At 69.3% G+C, this 20,491-nt stretch carries 13 protein-coding genes and 1 tRNA gene; 10 read left to right on the top strand and 4 right to left on the bottom strand.

What is annotated here, in order from left to right; all coding sequences use genetic code 11:
• The first annotated feature begins 7 nt into the window (after nucleotides 1-7).
• The 7 genes from rpoC to N8A90_RS19745 all read left to right on the top strand — a co-directional run bounded on the left by rpoC (nucleotide 8) and on the right by N8A90_RS19745 (nucleotide 10,213).
• Nucleotides 8-4,240: a DNA-directed RNA polymerase subunit beta' gene (gene rpoC / locus N8A90_RS19775; RefSeq protein ID WP_262076738.1), complete on the top strand. Its 4,233-nt coding sequence runs from the start codon at nucleotides 8-10 to the stop codon at nucleotides 4,238-4,240.
• A gap of 134 nt (nucleotides 4,241-4,374) precedes the next feature.
• Nucleotides 4,375-4,971: a lema family protein gene (locus tag N8A90_RS19770; protein WP_262076737.1), complete on the top strand. Its 597-nt coding sequence runs from the start codon at nucleotides 4,375-4,377 to the stop codon at nucleotides 4,969-4,971.
• A 57-nt stretch (nucleotides 4,972-5,028) separates the two neighbouring features.
• Nucleotides 5,029-6,381 (top strand): 16S rRNA (cytosine(967)-C(5))-methyltransferase RsmB, encoded by a 1,353-nt coding sequence (gene rsmB, locus N8A90_RS19765; RefSeq protein WP_262076736.1) that lies wholly within the window; start codon nucleotides 5,029-5,031, stop codon nucleotides 6,379-6,381.
• A complete protein-coding gene (locus N8A90_RS19760; protein WP_262076735.1) occupies nucleotides 6,323-7,033 on the top strand; it encodes a DUF4390 domain-containing protein in 711 nt (236 codons plus the stop codon). The genes rsmB and N8A90_RS19760 overlap by 59 nt, the downstream gene beginning before the upstream one ends.
• The gene (locus N8A90_RS19755) at nucleotides 7,030-9,348 is read left to right on the top strand and encodes a sensor histidine kinase (protein ID WP_262076734.1); all 2,319 of its coding nucleotides are present in this window, start codon (nucleotides 7,030-7,032) and stop codon (nucleotides 9,346-9,348) included. Before N8A90_RS19760 ends, N8A90_RS19755 begins: the two co-directional genes overlap by 4 nt.
• A gap of 72 nt (nucleotides 9,349-9,420) precedes the next feature.
• The gene (locus N8A90_RS19750) at nucleotides 9,421-10,119 is read left to right on the top strand and encodes a response regulator (protein ID WP_262076733.1); all 699 of its coding nucleotides are present in this window, start codon (nucleotides 9,421-9,423) and stop codon (nucleotides 10,117-10,119) included.
• Nucleotides 10,120-10,137: 18 nt separating this feature from the next.
• A tRNA-Phe gene (locus N8A90_RS19745) sits at nucleotides 10,138-10,213 on the top strand.
• Between the two features lie 82 nt (nucleotides 10,214-10,295).
• On the opposite strand, the gene N8A90_RS19740 is transcribed toward N8A90_RS19745, so the two are convergent.
• Genes N8A90_RS19740 through N8A90_RS19730 form a run of 3 tightly spaced genes read right to left on the bottom strand, consistent with a single transcriptional unit; the run spans nucleotide 10,296 to nucleotide 13,974 of the window.
• A complete protein-coding gene (locus tag N8A90_RS19740) occupies nucleotides 10,296-11,450 on the bottom strand; it encodes a phospholipase A (RefSeq protein WP_262076732.1) in 1,155 nt (384 codons plus the stop codon).
• On the bottom strand, nucleotides 11,447-11,890 hold the full coding sequence (locus N8A90_RS19735; RefSeq protein ID WP_262076731.1) for a hypothetical protein: 444 nt from the start codon (nucleotides 11,888-11,890) through the stop codon (nucleotides 11,447-11,449). The genes N8A90_RS19740 and N8A90_RS19735 overlap by 4 nt, the downstream gene beginning before the upstream one ends.
• Complete coding sequence (locus tag N8A90_RS19730) at nucleotides 11,887-13,974, bottom strand: ATP-dependent helicase (RefSeq protein WP_262076730.1); 2,088 nt, start codon at nucleotides 13,972-13,974, stop codon at nucleotides 11,887-11,889. Before N8A90_RS19730 ends, N8A90_RS19735 begins: the two co-directional genes overlap by 4 nt.
• A 130-nt stretch (nucleotides 13,975-14,104) precedes the next feature.
• On the opposite strand from N8A90_RS19730, the gene N8A90_RS19725 reads away from it, so the two are divergent.
• The 3 genes from N8A90_RS19725 (at nucleotide 14,105) to N8A90_RS19715 (ending at nucleotide 18,233) form a co-directional block, all read left to right on the top strand.
• A complete protein-coding gene (locus N8A90_RS19725) occupies nucleotides 14,105-15,061 on the top strand; it encodes an AEC family transporter (protein ID WP_262076729.1) in 957 nt (318 codons plus the stop codon).
• A 302-nt stretch (nucleotides 15,062-15,363) separates the two neighbouring features.
• The gene (locus tag N8A90_RS19720; RefSeq protein ID WP_262076728.1) at nucleotides 15,364-17,013 is read left to right on the top strand and encodes a serine/threonine protein kinase; all 1,650 of its coding nucleotides are present in this window, start codon (nucleotides 15,364-15,366) and stop codon (nucleotides 17,011-17,013) included.
• Entirely contained in the window at nucleotides 17,010-18,233 is a 1,224-nt protein-coding gene (locus tag N8A90_RS19715) for an OmpA family protein (protein WP_262076727.1), read from the top strand. Before N8A90_RS19720 ends, N8A90_RS19715 begins: the two co-directional genes overlap by 4 nt.
• A 27-nt stretch (nucleotides 18,234-18,260) precedes the next feature.
• Here N8A90_RS19715 and priA read toward each other — a convergent pair whose 3' ends face one another.
• Nucleotides 18,261-20,369, bottom strand: a complete 2,109-nt coding sequence (priA, locus tag N8A90_RS19710) for a primosomal protein N' (protein WP_262076726.1) — start codon at nucleotides 20,367-20,369, stop codon at nucleotides 18,261-18,263.
• Nucleotides 20,370-20,491 lie beyond the last annotated feature (122 nt).

Raw genomic sequence — 20,491 nt, 5'->3', positions numbered from 1 at the left:
GAGTCCCATGAAGTCATTACTCGACCTGTTCAAGCAATTCACGCCCGATGAGCATTTCGATGCCATCAGCATCCGCATGGCTTCGCCCGAGAAGATCCGTTCGTGGTCCTTCGGCGAAGTCAAGAAGCCCGAGACGATCAACTACCGCACCTTCAAGCCCGAACGCGACGGCCTGTTCTGCGCCAAGATCTTCGGCCCCATCAAGGACTACGAGTGCCTGTGCGGCAAGTACAAGCGCCTCAAGCACCGCGGTGTCATCTGCGAGAAGTGCGGCGTTGAAGTCACGCAGACCAAGGTGCGTCGCGAGCGCATGGGTCACATCGACCTGGCTGCACCGTGCGCGCACATCTGGTTCCTGAAGTCGCTGCCGTCGCGCCTGGGCCTGGTGCTCGACATGACGCTGCGCGACATCGAACGCGTGCTGTACTTCGAAGCGTATGTGGTCACCGACCCCGGCATGACCCCGCTGAAGAAGTTCAGCATCATGTCCGAGGACGACTACGACACGAAGCGCAAGGAATTCGGCGACGAGTTCGTCGCGAAGATGGGCGCCGAAGGCATCAAGGACCTGCTGGAAGGCATCGAGCTCGACAGCGAGATCGAACGCCTGCGCGGCGACCTGACCGGCTCCGAAGTCAAGGTCAAGAAGAACTCCAAGCGTCTCAAGGTGCTGGAGGCCTTCCGCAAGTCGGGCATCAAGCCGCAGTGGATGGTGCTCGAAGTGCTGCCCGTGCTGCCGCCGGACCTGCGCCCGCTGGTGCCCCTGGACGGTGGCCGCTTCGCGACCTCCGACCTGAACGACCTGTACCGCCGCGTCATCAACCGCAACTCGCGTCTGCGCCGCCTGCTGGAGCTCAAGGCCCCGGAGATCATCGCGCGCAACGAAAAGCGGATGCTGCAGGAAGCGGTCGATTCGCTGCTGGACAACGGCCGTCGCGGCAAGGCCATGACGGGCGCCAACAAGCGCGCACTGAAGTCGCTGGCCGACATGATCAAGGGCAAGGGCGGTCGTTTCCGTCAGAACTTGCTGGGCAAGCGCGTCGACTACTCGGGCCGTTCGGTCATCGTGGTGGGCCCGACGCTCAAGCTGCACCAGTGCGGCCTGCCCAAGCTGATGGCGCTCGAGCTGTTCAAACCCTTCATCTTCTCGCGCCTCGAAGCCATGGGCATCGCGACGACGATCAAGGCCGCCAAGAAGGAAGTCGAATCCGGCACGCCGGTGGTCTGGGACATCCTGGAAGAGGTCATCAAGGAGCACCCGGTCATGCTGAACCGCGCTCCGACGCTGCACCGTCTGGGCATCCAGGCCTTCGAGCCCATCCTGATCGAAGGCAAGGCGATCCAGCTTCACCCGCTCGTTTGCGCGGCGTTCAACGCCGACTTCGACGGCGACCAGATGGCGGTCCACGTGCCGCTGTCGGTGGAAGCGCAGATGGAAGCCCGCACGCTGATGCTGGCCTCCAACAACGTGCTGTTCCCGGCGTCGGGCGAACCGTCGATCGTGCCGTCGCAGGACGTGGTGCTGGGTCTGTACTACACGACCCGCGACCGCATCAACGGCAAGGGCGAGGGCCTGATCTTCTCCGACATCGGTGAAGTCCAGCGTGCGCTCGACGCCAACGAGGTCGAGCTGACCGCCAAGGTGGCCGTGCGCATCACCGAGTACACCAAGGACAAGGAAACCGGCGAATTCACGCCGTCGACCGCGCTGGTGGACACGACCGTGGGCCGCGCGCTGCTGTCCGAGATCCTGCCGAAGGGCCTGCCGTTCTCGAACATCAACAAGGCGCTCAAGAAGAAGGAAATCTCCAAGCTCATCAACGTCTCGTTCCGCAAGTGCGGCCTGAAAGAGACCGTGGTGTTCGCCGACAAGCTGCTGCAGAACGGTTTCCGTCTCGCGACGAAGGCCGGTATCTCGATCGCCATCGACGACATGCTGGTGCCCGCCGAGAAGCACGGCATCATCGAGCGCTCGGCCAAGGAAGTGAAGGAGATCGAACAGCAGTACGTCTCCGGTCTCGTGACCTCCGGCGAGCGCTACAACAAGGTGGTCGACATCTGGGGCAAGGCCGGCGACGAAGTGTCGAAGGTCATGATGGCCAAGCTCTCCAAGGAGCGCGCCATCGATCGCCACGGCAAGGACGTCGAGCAGGAGTCCTTCAACTCGATCTACATGATGGCCGACTCGGGTGCGCGCGGTTCTGCCGCGCAGATCCGCCAGGTCGCCGGCATGCGGGGCCTGATGGCCAAGCCCGACGGCTCGATCATCGAGACGCCCATCACCGCGAACTTCCGCGAAGGTCTGAACGTGCTGGAGTACTTCATCTCCACCCACGGTGCCCGTAAGGGTCTGGCCGACACCGCGCTGAAGACCGCGAACTCGGGTTACCTGACGCGTCGTCTGGTCGACGTGACGCAGGATCTGGTCGTGATCGAACAGGACTGCGGCACGCACGGCGGTTACGTGATGCGTGCCATCGTCGAAGGCGGTGAAGTCATCGAATCGCTGCGCGACCGTATCCTGGGCCGTTCTGCCGCCGACGACGTGCTGCACCCCGAGACCCAGGCCGTGCTGCTCAATGCCGGCGAGATGTTCGACGAAGACAACATCGAGATGCTCGAGGCCCAGGGCGTCGACGAGGTCAAGGTGCGTACCGCGCTCACGTGCGAAACGCGCTTTGGCATCTGCGCCACCTGCTACGGCCGCGACCTGGGCCGCGGTGGCCTGATCAACATCGGCGAAGCGGTCGGTGTGATCGCCGCGCAGTCGATCGGTGAACCCGGCACGCAGCTGACGATGCGGACCTTCCACATCGGTGGTGCGGCGTCGCGTGCGGCGATTGCTTCCAGCGTGGAGGCCAAGTCGAACGGTTCGATCGGTTTCAACGCCACGATGCGCTACGTGACGAACAGCAAGAACGAGCTGGTCGTGATCTCGCGTTCGGGTGAAATCATCATCCACGACGAGCATGGTCGCGAGCGCGAACGCCACAAGGTGCCGTACGGCGCCATCCTGGCCGTGAAGGCCGACCAGCAGGTCAAGGCCGGCTTCATCCTCGCCAACTGGGACCCGCTGACGCGCCCCATCATCACCGAGTTCGCCGGCAAGACGCAGTTCGAGAACGTCGAGGAAGGCCTCACGGTCGCCAAGCAGGTGGACGAAGTCACCGGCCTGTCGACGCTGGTCGTGATCGACCCGAAGCGCCGCGGCGCTGCCAAGGTCGTGCGTCCGCAGGTGAAGCTGATCGACGCCTCCGGCGCCGAGGTGAAGATCCCCGGCACCGACCACTCGGTGACGATCGGCTTCCCGATCGGCGCGCTGGTGCAGATCCGCGACGGCCAGGACGTGGGCCCCGGCGAAGTGCTGGCCCGCATCCCGGTCGAAGGCCAGAAGACGCGCGACATCACCGGCGGTCTGCCGCGTGTGGCCGAGCTGTTCGAAGCCCGTTCGCCGAAGGACAAGGGCATGCTGGCCGAGATGACCGGTACCGTGTCGTTCGGCAAGGAGACCAAGGGCAAGCTGCGCCTGCAGATCACCGACCCCGAAGGCGGCGTCTACGAAGAACTCGTGCCGAAGGAAAAGAACATCCTGGTGCACGAAGGCCAGGTGGTGAACAAGGGCGAGTCCGTGGTCGACGGCCCGGCGGACCCGCAGGACATCCTGCGCCTGCTGGGTTCGGAAGAACTGGCGCGCTACATCGTGGACGAAGTGCAGGACGTGTACCGCCTGCAAGGCGTGAAGATCAACGACAAGCACATCGAGGTGATCGTTCGCCAGATGCTGCGCCGCGTCGTGGTCGACAACATCGGCGACACGAACTACATCTCGGGCGAACAGGTCGAACGCAGCGAAATGCTCAACACCAACGACGCCCTGCGCGCCGAAGGCAAGATCCCCGCGACGTTCACCAACCTGCTGCTCGGTATCACGAAGGCATCGCTCTCGACCGACTCGTTCATCTCCGCGGCGTCCTTCCAGGAAACGACGCGCGTGCTGACCGAAGCCGCGATCATGGGCAAGCGCGACGAGCTGCGCGGCCTGAAGGAAAACGTCATCGTGGGTCGTCTGATCCCGGCCGGCACCGGCATGGCCTACCATCAGGCACGCCGCGCGAAGGACCAGATGGACGAGGCCGAGCGCCGCGCCATCGCCGAGTCCGAAGCAGCCGAACTGGCCGGCAACGGCTCGGACGACGCGACCACGGCCGATGCTGCCAGCGAAGGCGCGGCGACCGAGTAACCGGCCGCTGATCCGCAGGCCATGATCGGCCCCCAGACGCCCCCTGTCCGTTCGCGGGCCGGGGGCGTTTTTATGGTTCTGCTCCCCGCGGCGCGCATGCGGCGCCCCGGGGTGTGGCAGGTGGACGCGCCGTGATGGGCCGTCTGCCGCCGGAGCTGCCGTGGTGGATCGCCGCGGCCGTGCTTCTTTTTTGGTTCGTGGGTGCCTACAACCGGCTGGTGCGTCTGCGCTCGGCCGCCCTGCAGGCCTACGCCACGCTCGACGCCACCCTGGCGCGCCAGCTGGAATTCGTCCAGGCGCGTGCGCTGGCGGCCGATGACGCCGTCTTCGGCCGCCATGCCATCGTGCAGCTGCACGCCACCGCCCTCCAGCTGACGACGCTGCTGGGCGCGACGCGGCAGCGCCCGCTCGACCCGGAGCGCATGGCCGCGCTGGCGACCGCGCTGCACGTCATGCTGGCCGCCTGGCAGCGGCTCTTTCCGGACGAGGTCGTCAGCTTCGACGCCGACGGCACGCTGTCGCGGCCCGTTCCACTGGGCGGTGTCGTGATCGACGCCACGCCCGTTCCTGTCCCCGGCACGATCGCCTGGCCGGAGCCTTCGGCGGCCGCCGAGATCGCCCGCAGTCAGTTCAACCAGGCGGTCCGGCAGTACAACGCGGCTGTCGGTCAGATCCCGGCGGTGCTGGTGGCATGGGTGATGCAACTGAAACGGGCGGCCGAACTGAACTGACGCCCCGGCTTTTTTCACCCCGCGGCGTCCACGGACGCCGTTGTTACCATCCATCGCTTGTCAGACCTCTCCGAATCTTCCCTCTCGCCGCCGCTCTGGCGCCAGTTGCAGCTCACCGCCCAGGCGTTGGCTGCGATCCGCGCCGGCACGTCCGGCACCGTCGCCTTCGAGGCCATCGAGCCGGCGATGCGGCCGGGCGTGCAGTCGCTCGGCTTCCAGGTGCTGCGCCGCCTCGGCCGTGCGGAGGCGCTGCGCCGCCATCTGGCCAAGCGCACGCCGCCACCGCCGGCCGATGCCCTGCTGTGCACGGCCCTGGCGCTTGCCTGGGAGGCCGAGTCCTCGCCCTACGAGCCCTTCACGCTGGTCGACCAGGCCGTCGAAGCCGCCAAGCGCAACCCCGTCACGCGGGCGCAGGCCAGCTTCATCAACGCCTGCCTGCGCCGCTTCCTGCGCGAGCGGGATGAACTGGTCGCGGCCACTGAGAAGGAACCGGTCGCGCAGTGGAACCATCCCCGCTGGTGGATTGAGCGCCTGCGGCGCGACCACCCGCGCGAATGGCAGCGCGTGCTGGCCGCCGACAACCAGCAGGCGCCCATGACGCTGCGGGTCAACCGGCGCAAGACTTCCGTGGCGTCCTATCTGCTGGCGCTGAAAAGCGTCGGGCTCGACGGGCGCGCCGTCGGCGATGACGGCGTGCAGCTGCGCCAGGCGAAGCCGGTGCAGCAGCTCCCGGGCTTCGCCGACGGCGAGGTGTCGGTGCAGGATGCGGCCGCCCAGCTCGCTGCGCCGCTGCTGCTCGACGGCCTGGCGGCGCCCGCACCGGGCACGATGCTGCGGGTGCTCGACGCCTGCGCCGCTCCCGGCGGCAAGACGGCGCATCTGCTGGAGCGCGCCGGCGACATGCCGATCGAGGTCACCGCTCTGGAAGTCGACGCGCAGCGCAGCCGTCGCATCGGCGAGACGCTGGCGCGGCTGGGCCTGCAGGCGCGGGTGGTCGTGGCCGACGCCGGCCGTCCGGCCGACTGGTGGGACGGCCAGCCCTTCGACGCCATCCTGCTCGATGCGCCCTGTACGGCCTCCGGCATCGTCCGGCGCCATCCCGACGTCCGCTGGCTGCGCCGGGAGAGCGACACCGAGCAGCTCGCGCTCCAGCAGGCCATGCTGCTGGCGGCGCTCTGGCCACTGCTGAAGCCGGGCGGGCGGCTGCTCTATTGCACGTGCTCGGTGTTCCGGGAAGAGGGCGCGCACCAGATCGAGGCGTTTCTTGCGCACAACACCGACGCCCGATTCAAGCCGTCGCCCGGCCATTTGCTGCCCCAAAGCGGGGGGAATGTCCGTGGCGTCCCGGACAATGACCTGGGTGATCACGACGGTTTCTTCTACGCCTTGCTCGAAAAGCACGCCCGCTGACCCGCGTCGCGGCGGGGGCAGGCGCGCAGCGGGTGGCGGCGCGTCGTCGACCTGGATCGCGCTGCTGCTGCTCCTCGGTCTCGTGCTCTGGCTGGGCATGGTCTGGCCCGTGGCGGCGCAGTCGCCCGGCGCCTCCGTCACCCAGATGCGCCTGGAAAACGGCGATGACGGCGTCTACCTCAGCGCCACGGTCCAGTTCGAGCTGCCCACCCTGGTCGAGGACGTGCTCGACAAGGGCATTGCCCTGCACTTCGTCGCCGAGGCCGAGCTCTACCGCGAGCGCTGGTACTGGACCGACCGCAAGGTGGCCCAGGTCAGCCGCTACATGCGGCTGGCCTACCAGCCGCTGACGCGCCGCTGGCGGCTCAACGTGGCGCCGGTACCCATCACCGCCAATGCCGGTTTCGGCGTGTCGCTCAACCAGAACTTCGACAGCCTCGACGAGGCGCTCGATGCGGTCAAGCGCGTGGGGCGCTTGCGCCTGGGCGACGTGGCCGAGATCGGCGAAGACGGTCCGCACCCGGTCGTCTTCCGTTTCCGGCTCGACACCACGCAGCTGCCGCGCCCCTTCCAGATCGGCATGGTCGGCCAGTCCGAGTGGGACATCGCCGCCGAGCGAAGCGCGCGCCTGGTCATGGAGAAGCCGCGGTGAGCACCGAGCCGCACAGCGCTCCGGCCTCCCCGGCTGCACGCCGCGCCAAGGCGGTTCGCTGGGCGATCGGCGTGATCGCCGCGCTGGTCACCGCCGTCGGCCTGGTGCTGATGTTCCTGCTGGCGCTGTCGACCAACAACCGCACGCTGTACGAAGAGAATTACGCGCGGCTCTTCGGCATCAACGTCGTCGTGGCCGTGCTGCTGTCGCTGGTGCTCGGCTGGGTGATCTTCCGGCTGCTGCGGCGGCTGCGGCAGGGCAAGTTCGGCAGCCGGCTGCTGATCAAGCTCGCGGCCATCTTCGCGCTGGTCGGCGTGGTGCCGGGCGTGCTGGTGTACTTCGTGTCCTACCAGTTCGTCTCGCGCTCGATCGAGAGCTGGTTCGACGTCAAGGTCGAGGGCGCGCTCGACGCCGGCCTGAACCTCGGCCGCGCGACGCTCGATTCGCTGTCTGCCGACCTGATGAGCAAGACCCGCAGCGCCAGCAACCAGCTGTCCGACGTGCCGGACACCAGCGCCGGCCTGATGCTCGAACGCATCCGCGATCAGCTCGGCGCCACCGACGTGGTGCTCTGGACCGGCGCCGGCCAGTTGGTGGCCGGTGCGGGCGCATCGCGCTTCCAGCTCAACCCCGAGCGGCCGACGCCGCAGCAGTTCCGGCAGGCGCGGGCCGACCGGGCGGTGGCCCATATCGAGGGTCTCGACGAAACGCCCGCGACGCAGGGCACGCAGCCGCCGGCGTCGGTGCGGGCGCTGGCCCTGGTGCAGCGCTCGGGCTTCGAGTTCAACACCGAGCCGCGCTTCCTGGAGGTGGTGCAGCCCTTGCCGCCCGCCGTGGTGGCCAACGCCTTGGCGGTCCAGGAGGCCAACCGCGAGTACCAGGAGCGTTCGCTCGCGCGAGACGGGCTGCGCCGCATGTACATCGGCACGCTGACCCTGTGCCTGTTCCTCGCGGTGTTCGGCGCCGTGCTGCTCGCCGTGCTCTTCGGCAACGGGTTGGCCCGCCCGCTACTGGTGTTGGCCGATGGCGTGCGCCAGGTGGCCGCCGGCGACCTGCGCCCGACCGCCGTGCTGCAGGGCAAGGATGAGCTGGGTGGCCTTACACGCTCGTTCGCGGTCATGACACAGCAACTGGCCGATGCCCGTGCCGCCGTCGAGAAGACCGTCGGCGAACTCGATGCCGCGCGGGGCAACCTGCAGACCATCCTCGACAACCTCACCTCGGGTGTGATCGTGCTCGACGAGACCGGTCGCGTGCTGTCGACCAACCCGGGCGCCACGCGGGTGCTGCGTGCGCCCCTGGCCGCCTACGAAGGCCAGCCCTTCGCCGACGTGCCCGGCCTGGCCAGCTTCGCGCAGAGCGTGCAGCAGCAATTCGACGACTTCGAGGTCGAGCGGGCGCAGCACGGCCTCGACCACTGGCAGCACGCTTTTGAACTGAACGCGGGGAATTCGGGCATGTCGCAGGACGCGATCAGCATCGTCGCGCGCGGCGCCGAATTGCCGGGCGCCGCGCGGCTGCTGGTGTTCGACGACATCTCCGAGATCGTCTCGGCCCAGCGCGCGCAGGCCTGGGGCGAGGTCGCACGCCGACTGGCCCACGAGATCAAGAACCCGCTCACGCCGATTCAACTGTCCGCCGAGCGCCTCGAGATGAAGCTCTCCGGCAAGGTGCCGCCACCCGAGCAGGCCATCCTCACCAAGTCGGTCAAGACCATCGTCGACCAGGTTGACGCGATGAAGCGGCTGGTCAACGAGTTCCGTGACTACGCCCGCCTGCCGGCGGCCGACCTCAAGCCGGTCGACCTGAATGCCTTGGTGACCGATGTGCTTCAGCTCTATGGGCATGAGAACGCGCCGAACGCGCTGCACTGCGAGCTCGATCCGCGCTGCCCCCCGATCCGCGGCGATGCGCAGCAGATCCGCCAGGTGATCCACAACCTGCTGCAGAACGCGCAGGACGCCGCCGAGGCCTCCGCCGCCCAGGGGCGCACCGGCGAAGTCGTGGTGCGCACACGCCTGGGCGATTCGGGCCGGCGCGTGCGGCTGACCGTGCAGGACAGCGGCCCCGGCTTCGCCGAGAACATCCTCAAGCGCGCCTTCGAGCCCTACGTCACCACCAAGAGCAAGGGCACCGGCCTGGGCCTCGCGGTGGTCAAGAAGATCGCCGACGAACACGGCGCGCGCATCGAGCTTTCCAACCGCACCGTCGATGGGGCTGTGGCAGGCGCGCAAGTCTCGTTATCATTCGCCCTGGCCGGCGAACCGCAGGTAGCGCTCGCTCACACCGACGATTCGAAGCCATCTCCCGCCTGAGCCCCGCGCCGCGAGGATGGCCCGGCCGACGGACACGTCTCACCTCGCACAACGCAGCAGCAAAAAAGACTCATGGCAAATATCCTCGTGGTCGACGACGAGCTGGGCATCCGGGACCTGCTCTTCGAGATTCTCAATGACGAAGGCCACCATGTGGAACTCGCCGAGAATGCCGCCGAAGCGCGTGCCGCCCGTCAACGCGCGCGGCCCGATCTCGTGCTGCTCGACATCTGGATGCCCGACACCGACGGCGTCACGCTGTTGAAGGAATGGTCCACCGCCGGCCTGCTCAGCATGCCCGTCGTCATGATGAGCGGCCACGCCACCATCGACACCGCGGTCGACGCCACCCGCATCGGCGCCTTCGCCTTCCTCGAGAAGCCCATCACCATGCAGAAGCTGCTCAAGGCGGTGGAGCAGGGCCTGGCGCGCGAGAGTGCACGCCGCGCGGCGGCCAGCGTCGTGCCCGCCATGAGCGGCATGTCGGCGGTCGTCACCACCGCCGGCGACCCATCGCTGGTGCAGCCCATGGCGATGGTGGCGGCGGTGGTCGACAGCGGCCCGCAGTCGCGCCAGAGCTTCGACCTCGACCGGCCGCTGCGCGACGCGCGCGATGGTTTCGAGAAGGCCTACTTCGAGTTCCACCTCGCGATGGAAAACGGTTCCATGACCCGCGTGGCCGAGAAGACCGGCCTCGAGCGCACCCACCTCTACAGAAAACTCAAGCAGTTGGGCGTCGATCTTTCAAGAGGCCGCCGAAGCGCTGTATAATCGCAGGCTGCACACCAAGGCCCGGTAGCTCAGTTGGTAGAGCAGCGGATTGAAAATCCGCGTGTCGGTGGTTCGATTCCGCCCCAGGCCACCAAATACGAAGCCCTTGAATCCTCCCGGATTCAAGGGCTTTTTCGTTGGCCCCACCCCGCCGCAACGGCGGCGAGATCACCACCTCAGAAGTCCACCAAACTCAACCCGATGCTCAGCACCGTCCGCTTGCGGTTGTAGTCGACCAGCGTGTCGCCGTAGCCATAGAAGAGTTGCGTGTGGAAGCGCAGGTTGCTGGTGACCGGGTCGCCGATGGCCTTCAGCCACTCAAGGCGCACCGAGCCCTTGCCGCTGTCGCGCAGGTTGTTGCGCACGGTCACGCCCAGGGTGTTGTCGCGGTTGAAGTTCCAGCGGCCCGTCACTTCGGCACGGCCGATGTAGTTGGCGATATCGGGGTTGTCGTCGTCCTCGGCGGATTCGTGCCAGCGTTGCCAGATGCGGCCGGTGATCTGGAAGCGGTCGTCCAGCTCCGCGCCGGCCATCAGATAGGTGCGGTTCCAGCTGCGCGACAGCGGCAGCGGTTGGCCGTTGGACTGGTGAACCACCCCCAGGCCCACGTAGCGCCAGCGCCAGCCGCCGGGCAGCTTCACGTCGGTCGGGTAGACGTACATCATCTCCGGCTCGTGGTCGGTGGTTCGGAAGGGGCGAGAGAGGTCGCCGTTGAATAGCTGCCAGGTCGATTGCTGCGAGTAGGCGAACCACAGCGAATCCTTGCGCTGTGGGTCGTTGCCGGTCAGCAGGCCCTGCGCCAGCTTCGTGCGTACCGACAGGCCGATGCGCATCTCGTTGGCCTGGTAGTCCGTCGCCACGCCGTCGTGTCCGGCGGCGGGCGATGTGGGGGTGTCGGGCTTGTGGGTGGCCGCGGATGCGCCGACGAAGAGGGGCCGGTAGCCGCGGAAGCCGAAGGTGCCGCAATCGCTGCCCTCCTCGAGTTCCCAGACGCGCGAGAGCGCCGAGTACTGGCGGTCGCGGCAGCCTTGCTCGGTGGCGACGGAGACCACGCGCGTGGCGGGCACCGCGGCATCGACCGGCGCCGCGGGCTGCGTGCTGGCGAGCACCGGCGGTGCGCTGGGGATGACGGCTGCCGGCAGGGTCTGCTGCTGGGCCCACCGGTCGAAGCAGGCCAGGCGGGCCTCGTTGCTGCCCGCCAGTTGCCGGCATTGCTGCCACGTCAGGTCCGACGTGGCGAGCGGGCTCGCGGGCTTGTCGGCCGGCTGGGCCTGTGCGGCAGCGCCGAGCATGGCGAGCAGGGCCGTGAGGGGGATGCGTTGCAGGGTCATGGTCCGATCTTTCGAAGAACGAAGGGTTGAGTGCGGTCGTCGCTCGAATTGCGCCACGTGCCTCGGAACTCGCGGCCACAGGTGCCGGGCTGCAGTTCGCCGGCCCACACGGCACTGATGCTCAGGCCGTCCTGGGATTCGTCGAGGATGAGAAAACCCGCGTCGTCGATATCGCCCGAGAGCTGGGCGCTTCGACCGTCGCGGGCGATCGTGCCACGCACGCTGCCGGCGTATTCGGGATGTTTGCCCATCTGCACGTCAGCCGGCGCCGGGAGATCGCCGAAGCGCGCCTCCCAGCGGCCGTAGAGCGCCTCGACGGGCAGCTCGGTGGCGTTCGCCGGGCACGCCGTGGCGGACGGCTCGGCGGCCGGGGCCGCCACGGCTGCGCCAGGCAGGGCGCCGCACAGCAGCAGGGCGAGCAACCAGGGCCGCGCGCTCATGCGTCGGCGGCTCCCGCAGCGGCCGCGGCGGCGGCTGCGCCGTCCTGCACCTTCCGCGCGAACTCGGCGCGCAGCGCCTTGAGTTTCTCGCGCGGGTCTTCCCGGGTGGTCTTCTTGTCCAGCGCCATCTCGGCGATGAAGCGGCTGGGCTGGGCGGCGATCATCTCGCGGCCCTTCTTGCGGCGCTTGGTCCAGCTCACGGCCAGGCTGCGCTGCGCACGGGTGATGCCCACGTACATGAGGCGGCGCTCTTCCTGCAGGCGCGTGAGGGTGTCGTCGCTCACCTTCTGCTGGCGGCCGTCGTCATCGTCGAGCTTGAAGGGCAGCAGGCCTTCGTTCACGCCGATGAGCATCACGTGCGGCCACTCGAGGCCCTTGGACGCATGCAGCGTGGAGAGTGTCACCACGTTCTGGTCCTGCTCGCGCTCGCTGATGGTCGACAGCAGCGAGATGGTCTGCGCCACCTCCAGCAGGTTCTTGCGCTCGCTCTCGACGTTGGCGCCCGAGGCGTCGTCGATCTCGCCGCCGCAGCGGGCGGCCATCCAGTCGCAGAACTCCAGCACGTTGGTCCAGCGGCTGGCCGCGGCCTGCTCGCTGTCTTCGCCGTCGTAGAGGTGCTTCTCGTAGTCGATTTCCTTGAGCCACTCGGCCAGGAAGGCGCGTGCGGCCTCGGCGCCGACCGTCTGCTTGGCACGGTACTGCAGGTCGTTGATGTAGCGACCGAACTCGTGCAGGCCTTCGAGCGTGCGCTTGGGCATCACGGCGGGCAGCGACGCGCTGAAGAGCGCCTCGAACAGGCTCAGCTTGTACTGGCTCGCGAAGGTGCCGAGCGCGGCGAGCGTGGTGTGGCCGATGCCGCGTTTGGGCGTGGTCACTGCGCGCAGGAAGGCCGGGTCGTCGTCGTTGTTGGTCCACAGGCGGAACCAGCCGCACAGGTCCTTGATTTCGGCGCGGTCGAAGAAGCTCTGGCCACCCGACACCTTGTACGGAATCTGTGCCTTGCGCAGCGCCTGCTCGAACACGCGCGCCATGTGGTTGGCACGGTAGAGGATCGCGAAGTCGCGGAATTCCTTGTGCTGCGAGTTCTGGCGCAGGCTCTGGATGCGTGCCACCGCGCGCTCGGCCTCGTGCGCCTCGTTGTCGGCGTCGACGATGCGCACCGGCTCGCCTTCGCCCAGTTCGCTGAACAGCGTCTTCGGGAACAGCTTCGGGTTGGGCCCGATCACGTTGTTGGCCGCGCGCAGGATGGCGCTGGTCGAGCGGTAGTTCTGCTCCAGCTTGATGACTTGCAGCGTCGGGTAGTCGATCGGCAGCTTCTTCAGGTTGTCGAGCGTGGCGCCGCGCCAGCCGTAGATCGACTGGTCGTCGTCGCCCACCGCGGTGAAGTGGCCGCGCGTGCCGACCAGCGCCTTGAGCACCTCGTACTGCGTGGCGTTGGTGTCCTGGTACTCGTCGACCAGCACGTGGCCGAGCGCGGCCTGCCACTTCGCGCGTACCTCGTCGTGCTCGCGCAGCAGCTTGAGCGGCATGCCGATGAGGTCGTCGAAGTCGACGCTCTGGTAGGCCGTGAGCCGCTCTTCGTAGCGCGCCATGATCTGCGCCGTGATGCGCTCGTTGTCGTCGGCCGCGGCGGCTTCGGCCTGGGCCGCGTTGAGCCCCATGTTCTTCCACTTGCTGATGGTCCACTGCCAGATGCGGGCGGTGGCCGCGTCGGTGGTGCCGCCCGCGTCCTTCAGGATCTTCGTCACGTCGTCGCTGTCGAGGATGCTGAAGGCCGGCTTCAGGCCGAGCACCGCGCCGTCCTCGCGCATCATGCGCACGCCCAGCGCGTGGAAGGTGCACACCACCACGTGCTTGGCGTCGCGGCCGATCAGCCCCTTGGCGCGCTCGCGCATCTCGGCGGCGGCCTTGTTCGTGAAGGTGATGGCGGCGATGCGCTTGGGCGCCATGCCGGCCTGGATCAGCCGCGCGATCTTGTGCGTGATCACGCGCGTCTTGCCCGAGCCCGCGCCGGCGAGCACGAGGCACGGGCCGTGCAGGTAGTTCACGGCGTCCTGCTGGGCGATGTTCAGACCGGAAGACATTCGGTGATCGGGGTGGCGCAGACGCGGCGCGCGAAAAGCGGGGAGGGCGCGGGGTGGGGCGGGGAAGCGCGCAATGATACCGGCGGGCCTCCCGCCGCCGGCACCTGCGGTCTTGGCGACAATCGCGGCCGTGCTGCAGATCTTCGCCGTCACCTTCCCCTTCTTCGCGCTCATCGCGGCCGGCTACCTGGCGGCGCGCCGGCGCATCCTGCCGGTCGATGCGATTCCCGGGCTGAACGTCTTCGTCCTGTACTTCGCGCTGCCCTGCATGCTTTACCGCTTCGGTGCGCGCACGCCGATCGACAAGCTGCTCGACGGCAGCGTGGCGCTGGTCTGGGGCGTGGGCGCGCTGCTGGTGGTGGCGCTGACGCTGCTCGTCACGCGCCGCGGCCGCATCGGCTGGAACGACGGGGCCTTCGGCGCGCTGGTCGCCGCCTTCCCCAACACCGGCTTCATGGGTGTGCCGCTGCTGGCGACGCTGCTGGGCAGCCAGGCGGCGGCGCCCGCGATCATCAGCATGATCTTCGACATGGTCGTGACCTCGTCGCTGTGCATCGCGTTGTCGCGGCTCGACGCGGCGGGGGAGGCCGGCGCGCGGCATGCGCTGGGCCAGGCCTTTCGCGGCATGGTGATCAACCCGCTGCCGTGGTCGATTCTTTTCGGCGCGTTGGCCTCCGCGCTGCAGTTCAACCTGCCGGGGCCGCTCGATGTCACGGTCGGCATGCTGGCGGATGCCGCATCGCCGGCCGCGCTCTTCACGATCGGCGCGGTGTTGGCACGATCGGCCCTGCTGTCGAAGGGGCGCCGCGCGCCGATGGGGGAGGTGCTGCCGGTCGTGGCCGCCAAGCTGCTGCTGCATCCGCTGCTGGTCTATGGGCTGGGGCGCGCGGCGATCGCGCTCGGTCTGCCGCTCGGCGATTCGGCGCTGACGGTGATCGTGCTGGTCGCGGCGCTTCCGAGCGCCAGCAACGTGTCGATGCTGGCCGAGCGCTTCGGCGCGGACAACGGGCGCATCGCCCGCATCATCCTGTGGACGACAGTGGCGGCCTTCGTGACCTTCCCGCTGGCCGTGCGCTGGCTGACCTGAGAGGCTGAGCCGCCGCGCAGCCGGGCCGCGCGAGCGGAAGGACGTCACGCAATGCCGCTTCGGGTGGGGCGCTCGTCGACGCGGGGGCCGCTGAACGGCGCCGAACGTGAACTAGTTTGAGTGCTTTGGTACTCGGTCGCTGTTAGAGTCGCCCGCAAAACAGGGAGTCACATGACAGCGACGCAAGTTCGCATCGACGAGCGCCGGGCGCTCGGCGCGTGCACGTGCCGGCCGACGACGCGAGGCCCGGCGGCTGCCGGGGCGTTTGCGCAGGCGCGGCCATCGGCAGGGCGGTGCGTGCCATGACGCCGCAGCCGCGCATCGAGTGGCCGTGGGACGCCGAGGCCGTGGCCGGCCGTCCGCCGTCGCGGATCGACCCGCCCACCGTGCTGGGCGACATGGCCGCGCTGGACCTGGCGGCAGCGACGCCCGGCGACCGCCGCGGGTCCACCAGTCTCCACGTCCTCCCGGAAGGCACCCGGCTCCTCGATTGCGAGATCGTCGGCCTGATCGGCGAAGGCGGCTTCGGCATCGTCTACCTGGCCTACGACGCCACGCTCGAGCGCCATGTGGCGATCAAGGAGTACCTGCCCGCCGCGCTGGCGTCGCGCACCAGTTCGCAGGCGGTGATGGTGAAGTCGCCGCGCCATGCCGAAGCCTTCCGTACCGGCCTGCGCAGCTTCGTCAACGAGGCCCGGCTGCTCGCGCGTTTCGACCATCCGTCGCTGGTCAAGGTGCTGCGCTTCTGGGAGGCCAACGGCACGGCCTACATGGTCATGCCCTTCTACGAGGGGCCGACGCTGGCCCATGCGCTCCAGACGCTGGGCCGCCGCCCGACCGAAGACGAACTGCTCGACTGGCTGCGTCCGCTGCTGCACGCGCTGAGCACCCTGCACGCAGTGCGCTGCTACCACCGCGACATCGCGCCGGACAACATCCTGCTCACCCCGGCCGGGCCGCTGCTGCTGGACTTCGGCGCTGCGCGCCGGGTGGCCGACCAGGCGGCTGCTTCGCCGACGGTGGTGATCAAGCCGGGCTACGCCCCCATCGAGCAGTATGGCGAGGCGCCGACGCTCAAGCAGGGGCCGTGGACCGATCTGTATGCGCTCGCGGGCGTGGTCTATGCGGCCATCACGGGCGAGCCGCCGATGCCTGCGGTCGAGCGCTGGATCGACGACCGGCATCGGCCGCTGTCCCGCTGCGCGCAGGACGGCTACAGCGCGCACTTCCTCGCAGCCATCGATGCCGCACTCGCGCTGCGGCCCGCCGATCGGCCGGCCAGCGCGGCGGCGTTCTGGCTGCGGCTGAGGGGGCCGAATGCCGCGCATGCGCCGTGGTCGGCCGCGGCACCGCCCGCGGCGTTCGTGGCGCCCGTCGGCATCGAGCCCGACAGCCTGCCGACGCCCCTGACGGCGCCGGTGCTCGGCGCTGTGGCTGAGACGCCCGCCCCACCCGCGATGGCGCCCGCGCCGGACACCGCAGCGGTCTCGACGCCCGCGTCCCCGCAGCGCAAGCCCCGGGGGCGCTACGTCCTTGCCGCTGTGCTCCTGATGGCTGTGGGCGCCTGGGCACTGCTCCCCTGGCGCGCCCCCAGGCCGCTGCCGGAGGCCGTGCCGGTATTGGTGCCCCCGCCGCGGGACGCACAGCCGGCCCCCACCGCTGTCGCGGCGCCCTCGCCGAAACCCGCGCCGGCCGAAGCGCCTGTCGAGGCGCCCGCCGAAGCGCCGGCGACCGTACCGGAAGCGCCGGCCGCCGCGCCGCGCCCGGCACCGGCGCCGGCCGCTGCACAGCGCGAGCCGACCCCGGCTCGGCCCGTGCGCGAAGCCGCCAAGCCGCCACCCGCAAGCGTCGCCGGATCCAGCCGGCGCTGCACCGAGCTTCTTCAACGGGCCTCGCTCGAAACGCTGCGCCCCGCGGAGCTGTCTTTTCTCACCAGGGAGTGCCGACCATGACCATGACTATCACCACCGCCACCACCTCGGCCACCACGGCTGCGAAACGCAGGCTTCGGGGCGTGCTGGCATCCGCCGCCGTGTCGCTCGCCGTCACGCTGGCCGGCTGTGCGACCCCGCAGGCCAGCCGCTCGACCACCGCGCTGCCGCTCGACCAGGCGGCCGTGCAGGCCACCGACGCGCTGATGGCACAGACCACCGGCATGGCGGGTTTCCTGTCGAAGCGCAGCCTGGTGCTCGACCCGATGATCGACGCGGGCACCGGCCAGCAGACTGTCGCCACCCAGACGCTGCAGCGCCGCGTCGCCGATCGCCTCGCTGCCGGCCACGACACGGTGCAGATCCTCCCGTTCCGCCAGGACAACCTGGCCAAGGCCGCCTACCTGCTCACTGGCACGCTCAGCCGCCAGCCCGCTGGCGTGGCCGGGCCGCTGACGATCCGGCTGGCGCTCACAGACGTGCGCAGCGGCAGCGTGGTGGCCCAGGCCTCGGCGCTGGCGCTCACGCAGGGCGTCGACGCCACGCCGCTCGCCTACGACCAGGACAGCCCGGTGCTGGCGCAGGACCGGGTGATCGACGGCTACGTGCGCACCACCGCCACGCCGCCCGGCCAACGCGCCGATGCCCAGTATCTCGGCCACCTGGCCGCCGCGCCGGTGATCGACGAGGCCACCACGCTGTACAACGCCGCCCGCTACCAGGAGGCCTTCACGCAGTACAACGCCGCCGGTGCCTCGCCGGCCGGCGACCAGTTGCGGGTGCTCAGCGGCATCTACCTCAGCGCGGTCAAGCTCGACCGCACGGCCGAGGCGGAGCAGGCCTTCGCGAAGATCGTGGACTACGGCATCCGCAACAAGCAGCTGGGCGTGAAGTTCCTGTTCAACCCCGGCGGCACGGCGTTCTGGTCCGACCCGAAGGTGAGCGGCCCCTACGCGATGTGGCTGCGCCAGATCGCCGGTCTCAGCACCCAGGCCGGCGCCTGCCTCGACGTGATCGGCCACACCAGCCGCACCGGCAGCGAGCCGGTGAACGATGCGCTGTCGCTGCAACGCGCCAACGTCGTCCGCCAGAGGCTCGTCGCCGAGTCGGCCGTGCTGGGCGAGCGCACCAGGGCCTCGGGCAAGGGCTTCCGCGAGAACATCATCGGCAGCGGCACCGACAACGCGGTCGATGCGCTCGACCGGCGCGTCGAGTTCAGGATCGTCGGCTGCGGCGCCTGACCGCGCCTGCGCCCGCGTCTGCCTGCATCAGATCTGCTGCGGGTCGACGTCGATCAGCCAGCGGATCACGCCCTTGCCCTCGGGCGTGCGGCGCAGGCCGTGCAGCAGCGGCTGCCACTGCGCCAGCAGGCGCTGCAGCGCGGCGCGCGAGCCGCTTTCCACCAGCATCTGCGCCCGCTCGACATTGGCCACGCGCTGGATCGTGAGCGGCACCGCCGGATAGCGCGTGACGTGGTCGGCGCCTTCCAGCACGTCGGCCGCGACGCTCGCGGCATTCAGAAAGGCCTGCGCCGCCTCCTGCGTCTTGGCGTCGGCGCGCAGCAGCGCCTGGTAGGCGAAGGGCGGCATTGCCGCTGCACGGCGCTCGGCCAGTTCGCCCTGGGCGAAGGCCGGGTAGTCGTGGCGCCGTAGCGCGGCGAACAGCGGGTGGTCGCGGTGGCTGGTCTGGATCCACATCTCGGCGGTCGCGCCCTGCGCGGCCAGGTAGGCCGCGTCGCGCCCGGCCCGGCCGGCCGACTGCATCAGCAGGCTGAACAGCCGCTCCGGGGCGCGGAAATCGCTGGAGAACAGCGCCCCGTCGGGGTTGACCGCCGCCACCAGCGTGATGCGCCGGAAGTCGTGCCCCTTGGCGATCATCTGCGTGCCGACCAGCACGTCGACGTCGCCGGCATGCACCGCCGCCAGTTGCGATTCGAGCGCGCCCTGCTTGCGCGTGCTGTCGGCGTCGATGCGGGCCACGCGCACCGGGCTGCCGTCGGGCCGGTGCACCGGTGCGAGCAGCTCGCCCAGATGCTCCTCCAGCTGCTCCGTGCCGCGGCCGACCGGCGCGATGTCGGGGTTGCCGCAGGCCGGGCAGGCCCGCGGCACGCGCTCGGCGAAACCGCAGTGGTGGCATCGCAGCGTGCGGTCGATCTTGTGGAAGACGCGGTAGGCGCTGCAGTGCGGGCATTCGCTCTTCCAGCCGCAGTCGCCGCAGGCCAGCACCGGCGCATAGCCGCGGCGGTTCAGGAAGACCATGCTCTGCTCGCCGCGGGCGATGCGCTGGCCGATGGCGTCGAGCAGCCCGGCCGACAGCACCGTCTTCGGCGGCTGCAGCGCCATGTCGACCAGGCGCACCGCCGGCAGGGCGCCGGCGCCGACGCGCGAGGGCATCGCCAGGCGCACGTAGCGGCCGCCCGGGTCGTCGCCTTCGGCGGGGCGGCTCTGGTGCCAGCTCTCGAGCGAGGGGGTGGCGGAGCCGAGGATCACCTTGGCGCCCTCGTTCCGGCCCCGCCACACCGCGAGGTCGCGCGCCGAGTAGCGCGCGCCCTCCTGCTGCTTGTAGCTGGGGTCGTGCTCCTCGTCGACCACGATGAGCTGCAGCGTCGGCATCGACGCGAACACCGCCATGCGGGTGCCCAGCACGATGCGCGCCTGGCCGGCGTGCGCCGACAACCAGCTCCCCAGGCGCTGCGGGTTGGTCATGCCGCTGTGCAGCGACACCACGGCCTCGCTGCCGAAACGCGCGCGAAAACGCGCCTCCAGCTGCGGCGTGAGGTTGATCTCCGGCACCATCACCAGCGCCTGGGCGTCCGGCGCGCGCGCCAGCAGGCGGGCGACCGCCTGCAGATAGACCTCGGTCTTGCCGCTGCCGGTGCTGCCGAAGAGCAGGAAGGGGCCGGCCTCGGCCTCGATGCGGCGCAGCGCTTCGGCCTGCTCCGGTGTGGCGTCGGCCGCCGGTGCCGCGCTGACCGCCGCGTCGGCGGGGTCGGCCCGACGCCGCTTCAGCCGCCGCGCCAGCTGCACGCCGCTCAGGTCGCGCAACTGGGGCGGCAACGCGGACAGGGCGATCTCGCCCAGCGAACGCTGGTAGTAGCGGGCGGCGAAGGCGACCAGCGCGCGCCAGGCGCTGCCCAGCGGCGGCAGGTCGTCGAGCGCGCCGGCGACCGGCTTGAGCGTCATGGCGCCTGGCTCCGGCGAACCGGCATCCAGCGGGAAGGCATCCCACACCACGCCCAGCACCTCGCGCCGGCCGAGCGGCACGCGCACCAGCGTGCCGGCCGGCAGGGCGGTCGGGGCGGTGTAACTCAGCCGATCGTCCAGCGCCGCATGCGCGGGCGTGTGGAGCGCGACCTCGATCCGCCAGGTGTCTGCCACCTTCAGGAAACCTTTCTCAGTTAAAGCGACTTTGAGCAAAATGCCTTAAGTAGTTGATTTTCTTGCGGTTTGCAATCCGTCCAGAGAATGTGTGGATAACTTTGTTGATATCTATGCTCCAC

The organism is Variovorax sp. N23 (assembly GCF_025486315.1).
Lineage (GTDB): Bacteria > Pseudomonadota > Gammaproteobacteria > Burkholderiales > Burkholderiaceae_C > Variovorax.
This window is presented reverse-complemented; position numbering and strand designations above follow the sequence as displayed.

Excerpts from the sequence above, each read along its gene's own strand:
- rpoC (WP_262076738.1), top strand. The coding sequence starts at position 8 with ATGAAGTCATTACTCGACCTGTTCAAGCAATTCACGCCCGATGAGCAT.
- N8A90_RS19770 (WP_262076737.1), top strand. The coding sequence starts at position 4,375 with ATGGGCCGTCTGCCGCCGGAGCTGCCGTGGTGGATCGCCGCGGCCGTG.
- N8A90_RS19760 (WP_262076735.1), top strand. The coding sequence starts at position 6,323 with ATGACCTGGGTGATCACGACGGTTTCTTCTACGCCTTGCTCGAAAAGC.
- N8A90_RS19750 (WP_262076733.1), top strand. The coding sequence starts at position 9,421 with ATGGCAAATATCCTCGTGGTCGACGACGAGCTGGGCATCCGGGACCTG.
- N8A90_RS19740 (WP_262076732.1), bottom strand. The coding sequence starts at position 11,450 with ATGACCCTGCAACGCATCCCCCTCACGGCCCTGCTCGCCATGCTCGGC.
- N8A90_RS19735 (WP_262076731.1), bottom strand. The coding sequence starts at position 11,890 with ATGAGCGCGCGGCCCTGGTTGCTCGCCCTGCTGCTGTGCGGCGCCCTG.
- N8A90_RS19730 (WP_262076730.1), bottom strand. The coding sequence starts at position 13,974 with ATGTCTTCCGGTCTGAACATCGCCCAGCAGGACGCCGTGAACTACCTG.
- N8A90_RS19720 (WP_262076728.1), top strand. The coding sequence starts at position 15,364 with ATGACGCCGCAGCCGCGCATCGAGTGGCCGTGGGACGCCGAGGCCGTG.
- N8A90_RS19715 (WP_262076727.1), top strand. The coding sequence starts at position 17,010 with ATGACCATGACTATCACCACCGCCACCACCTCGGCCACCACGGCTGCG.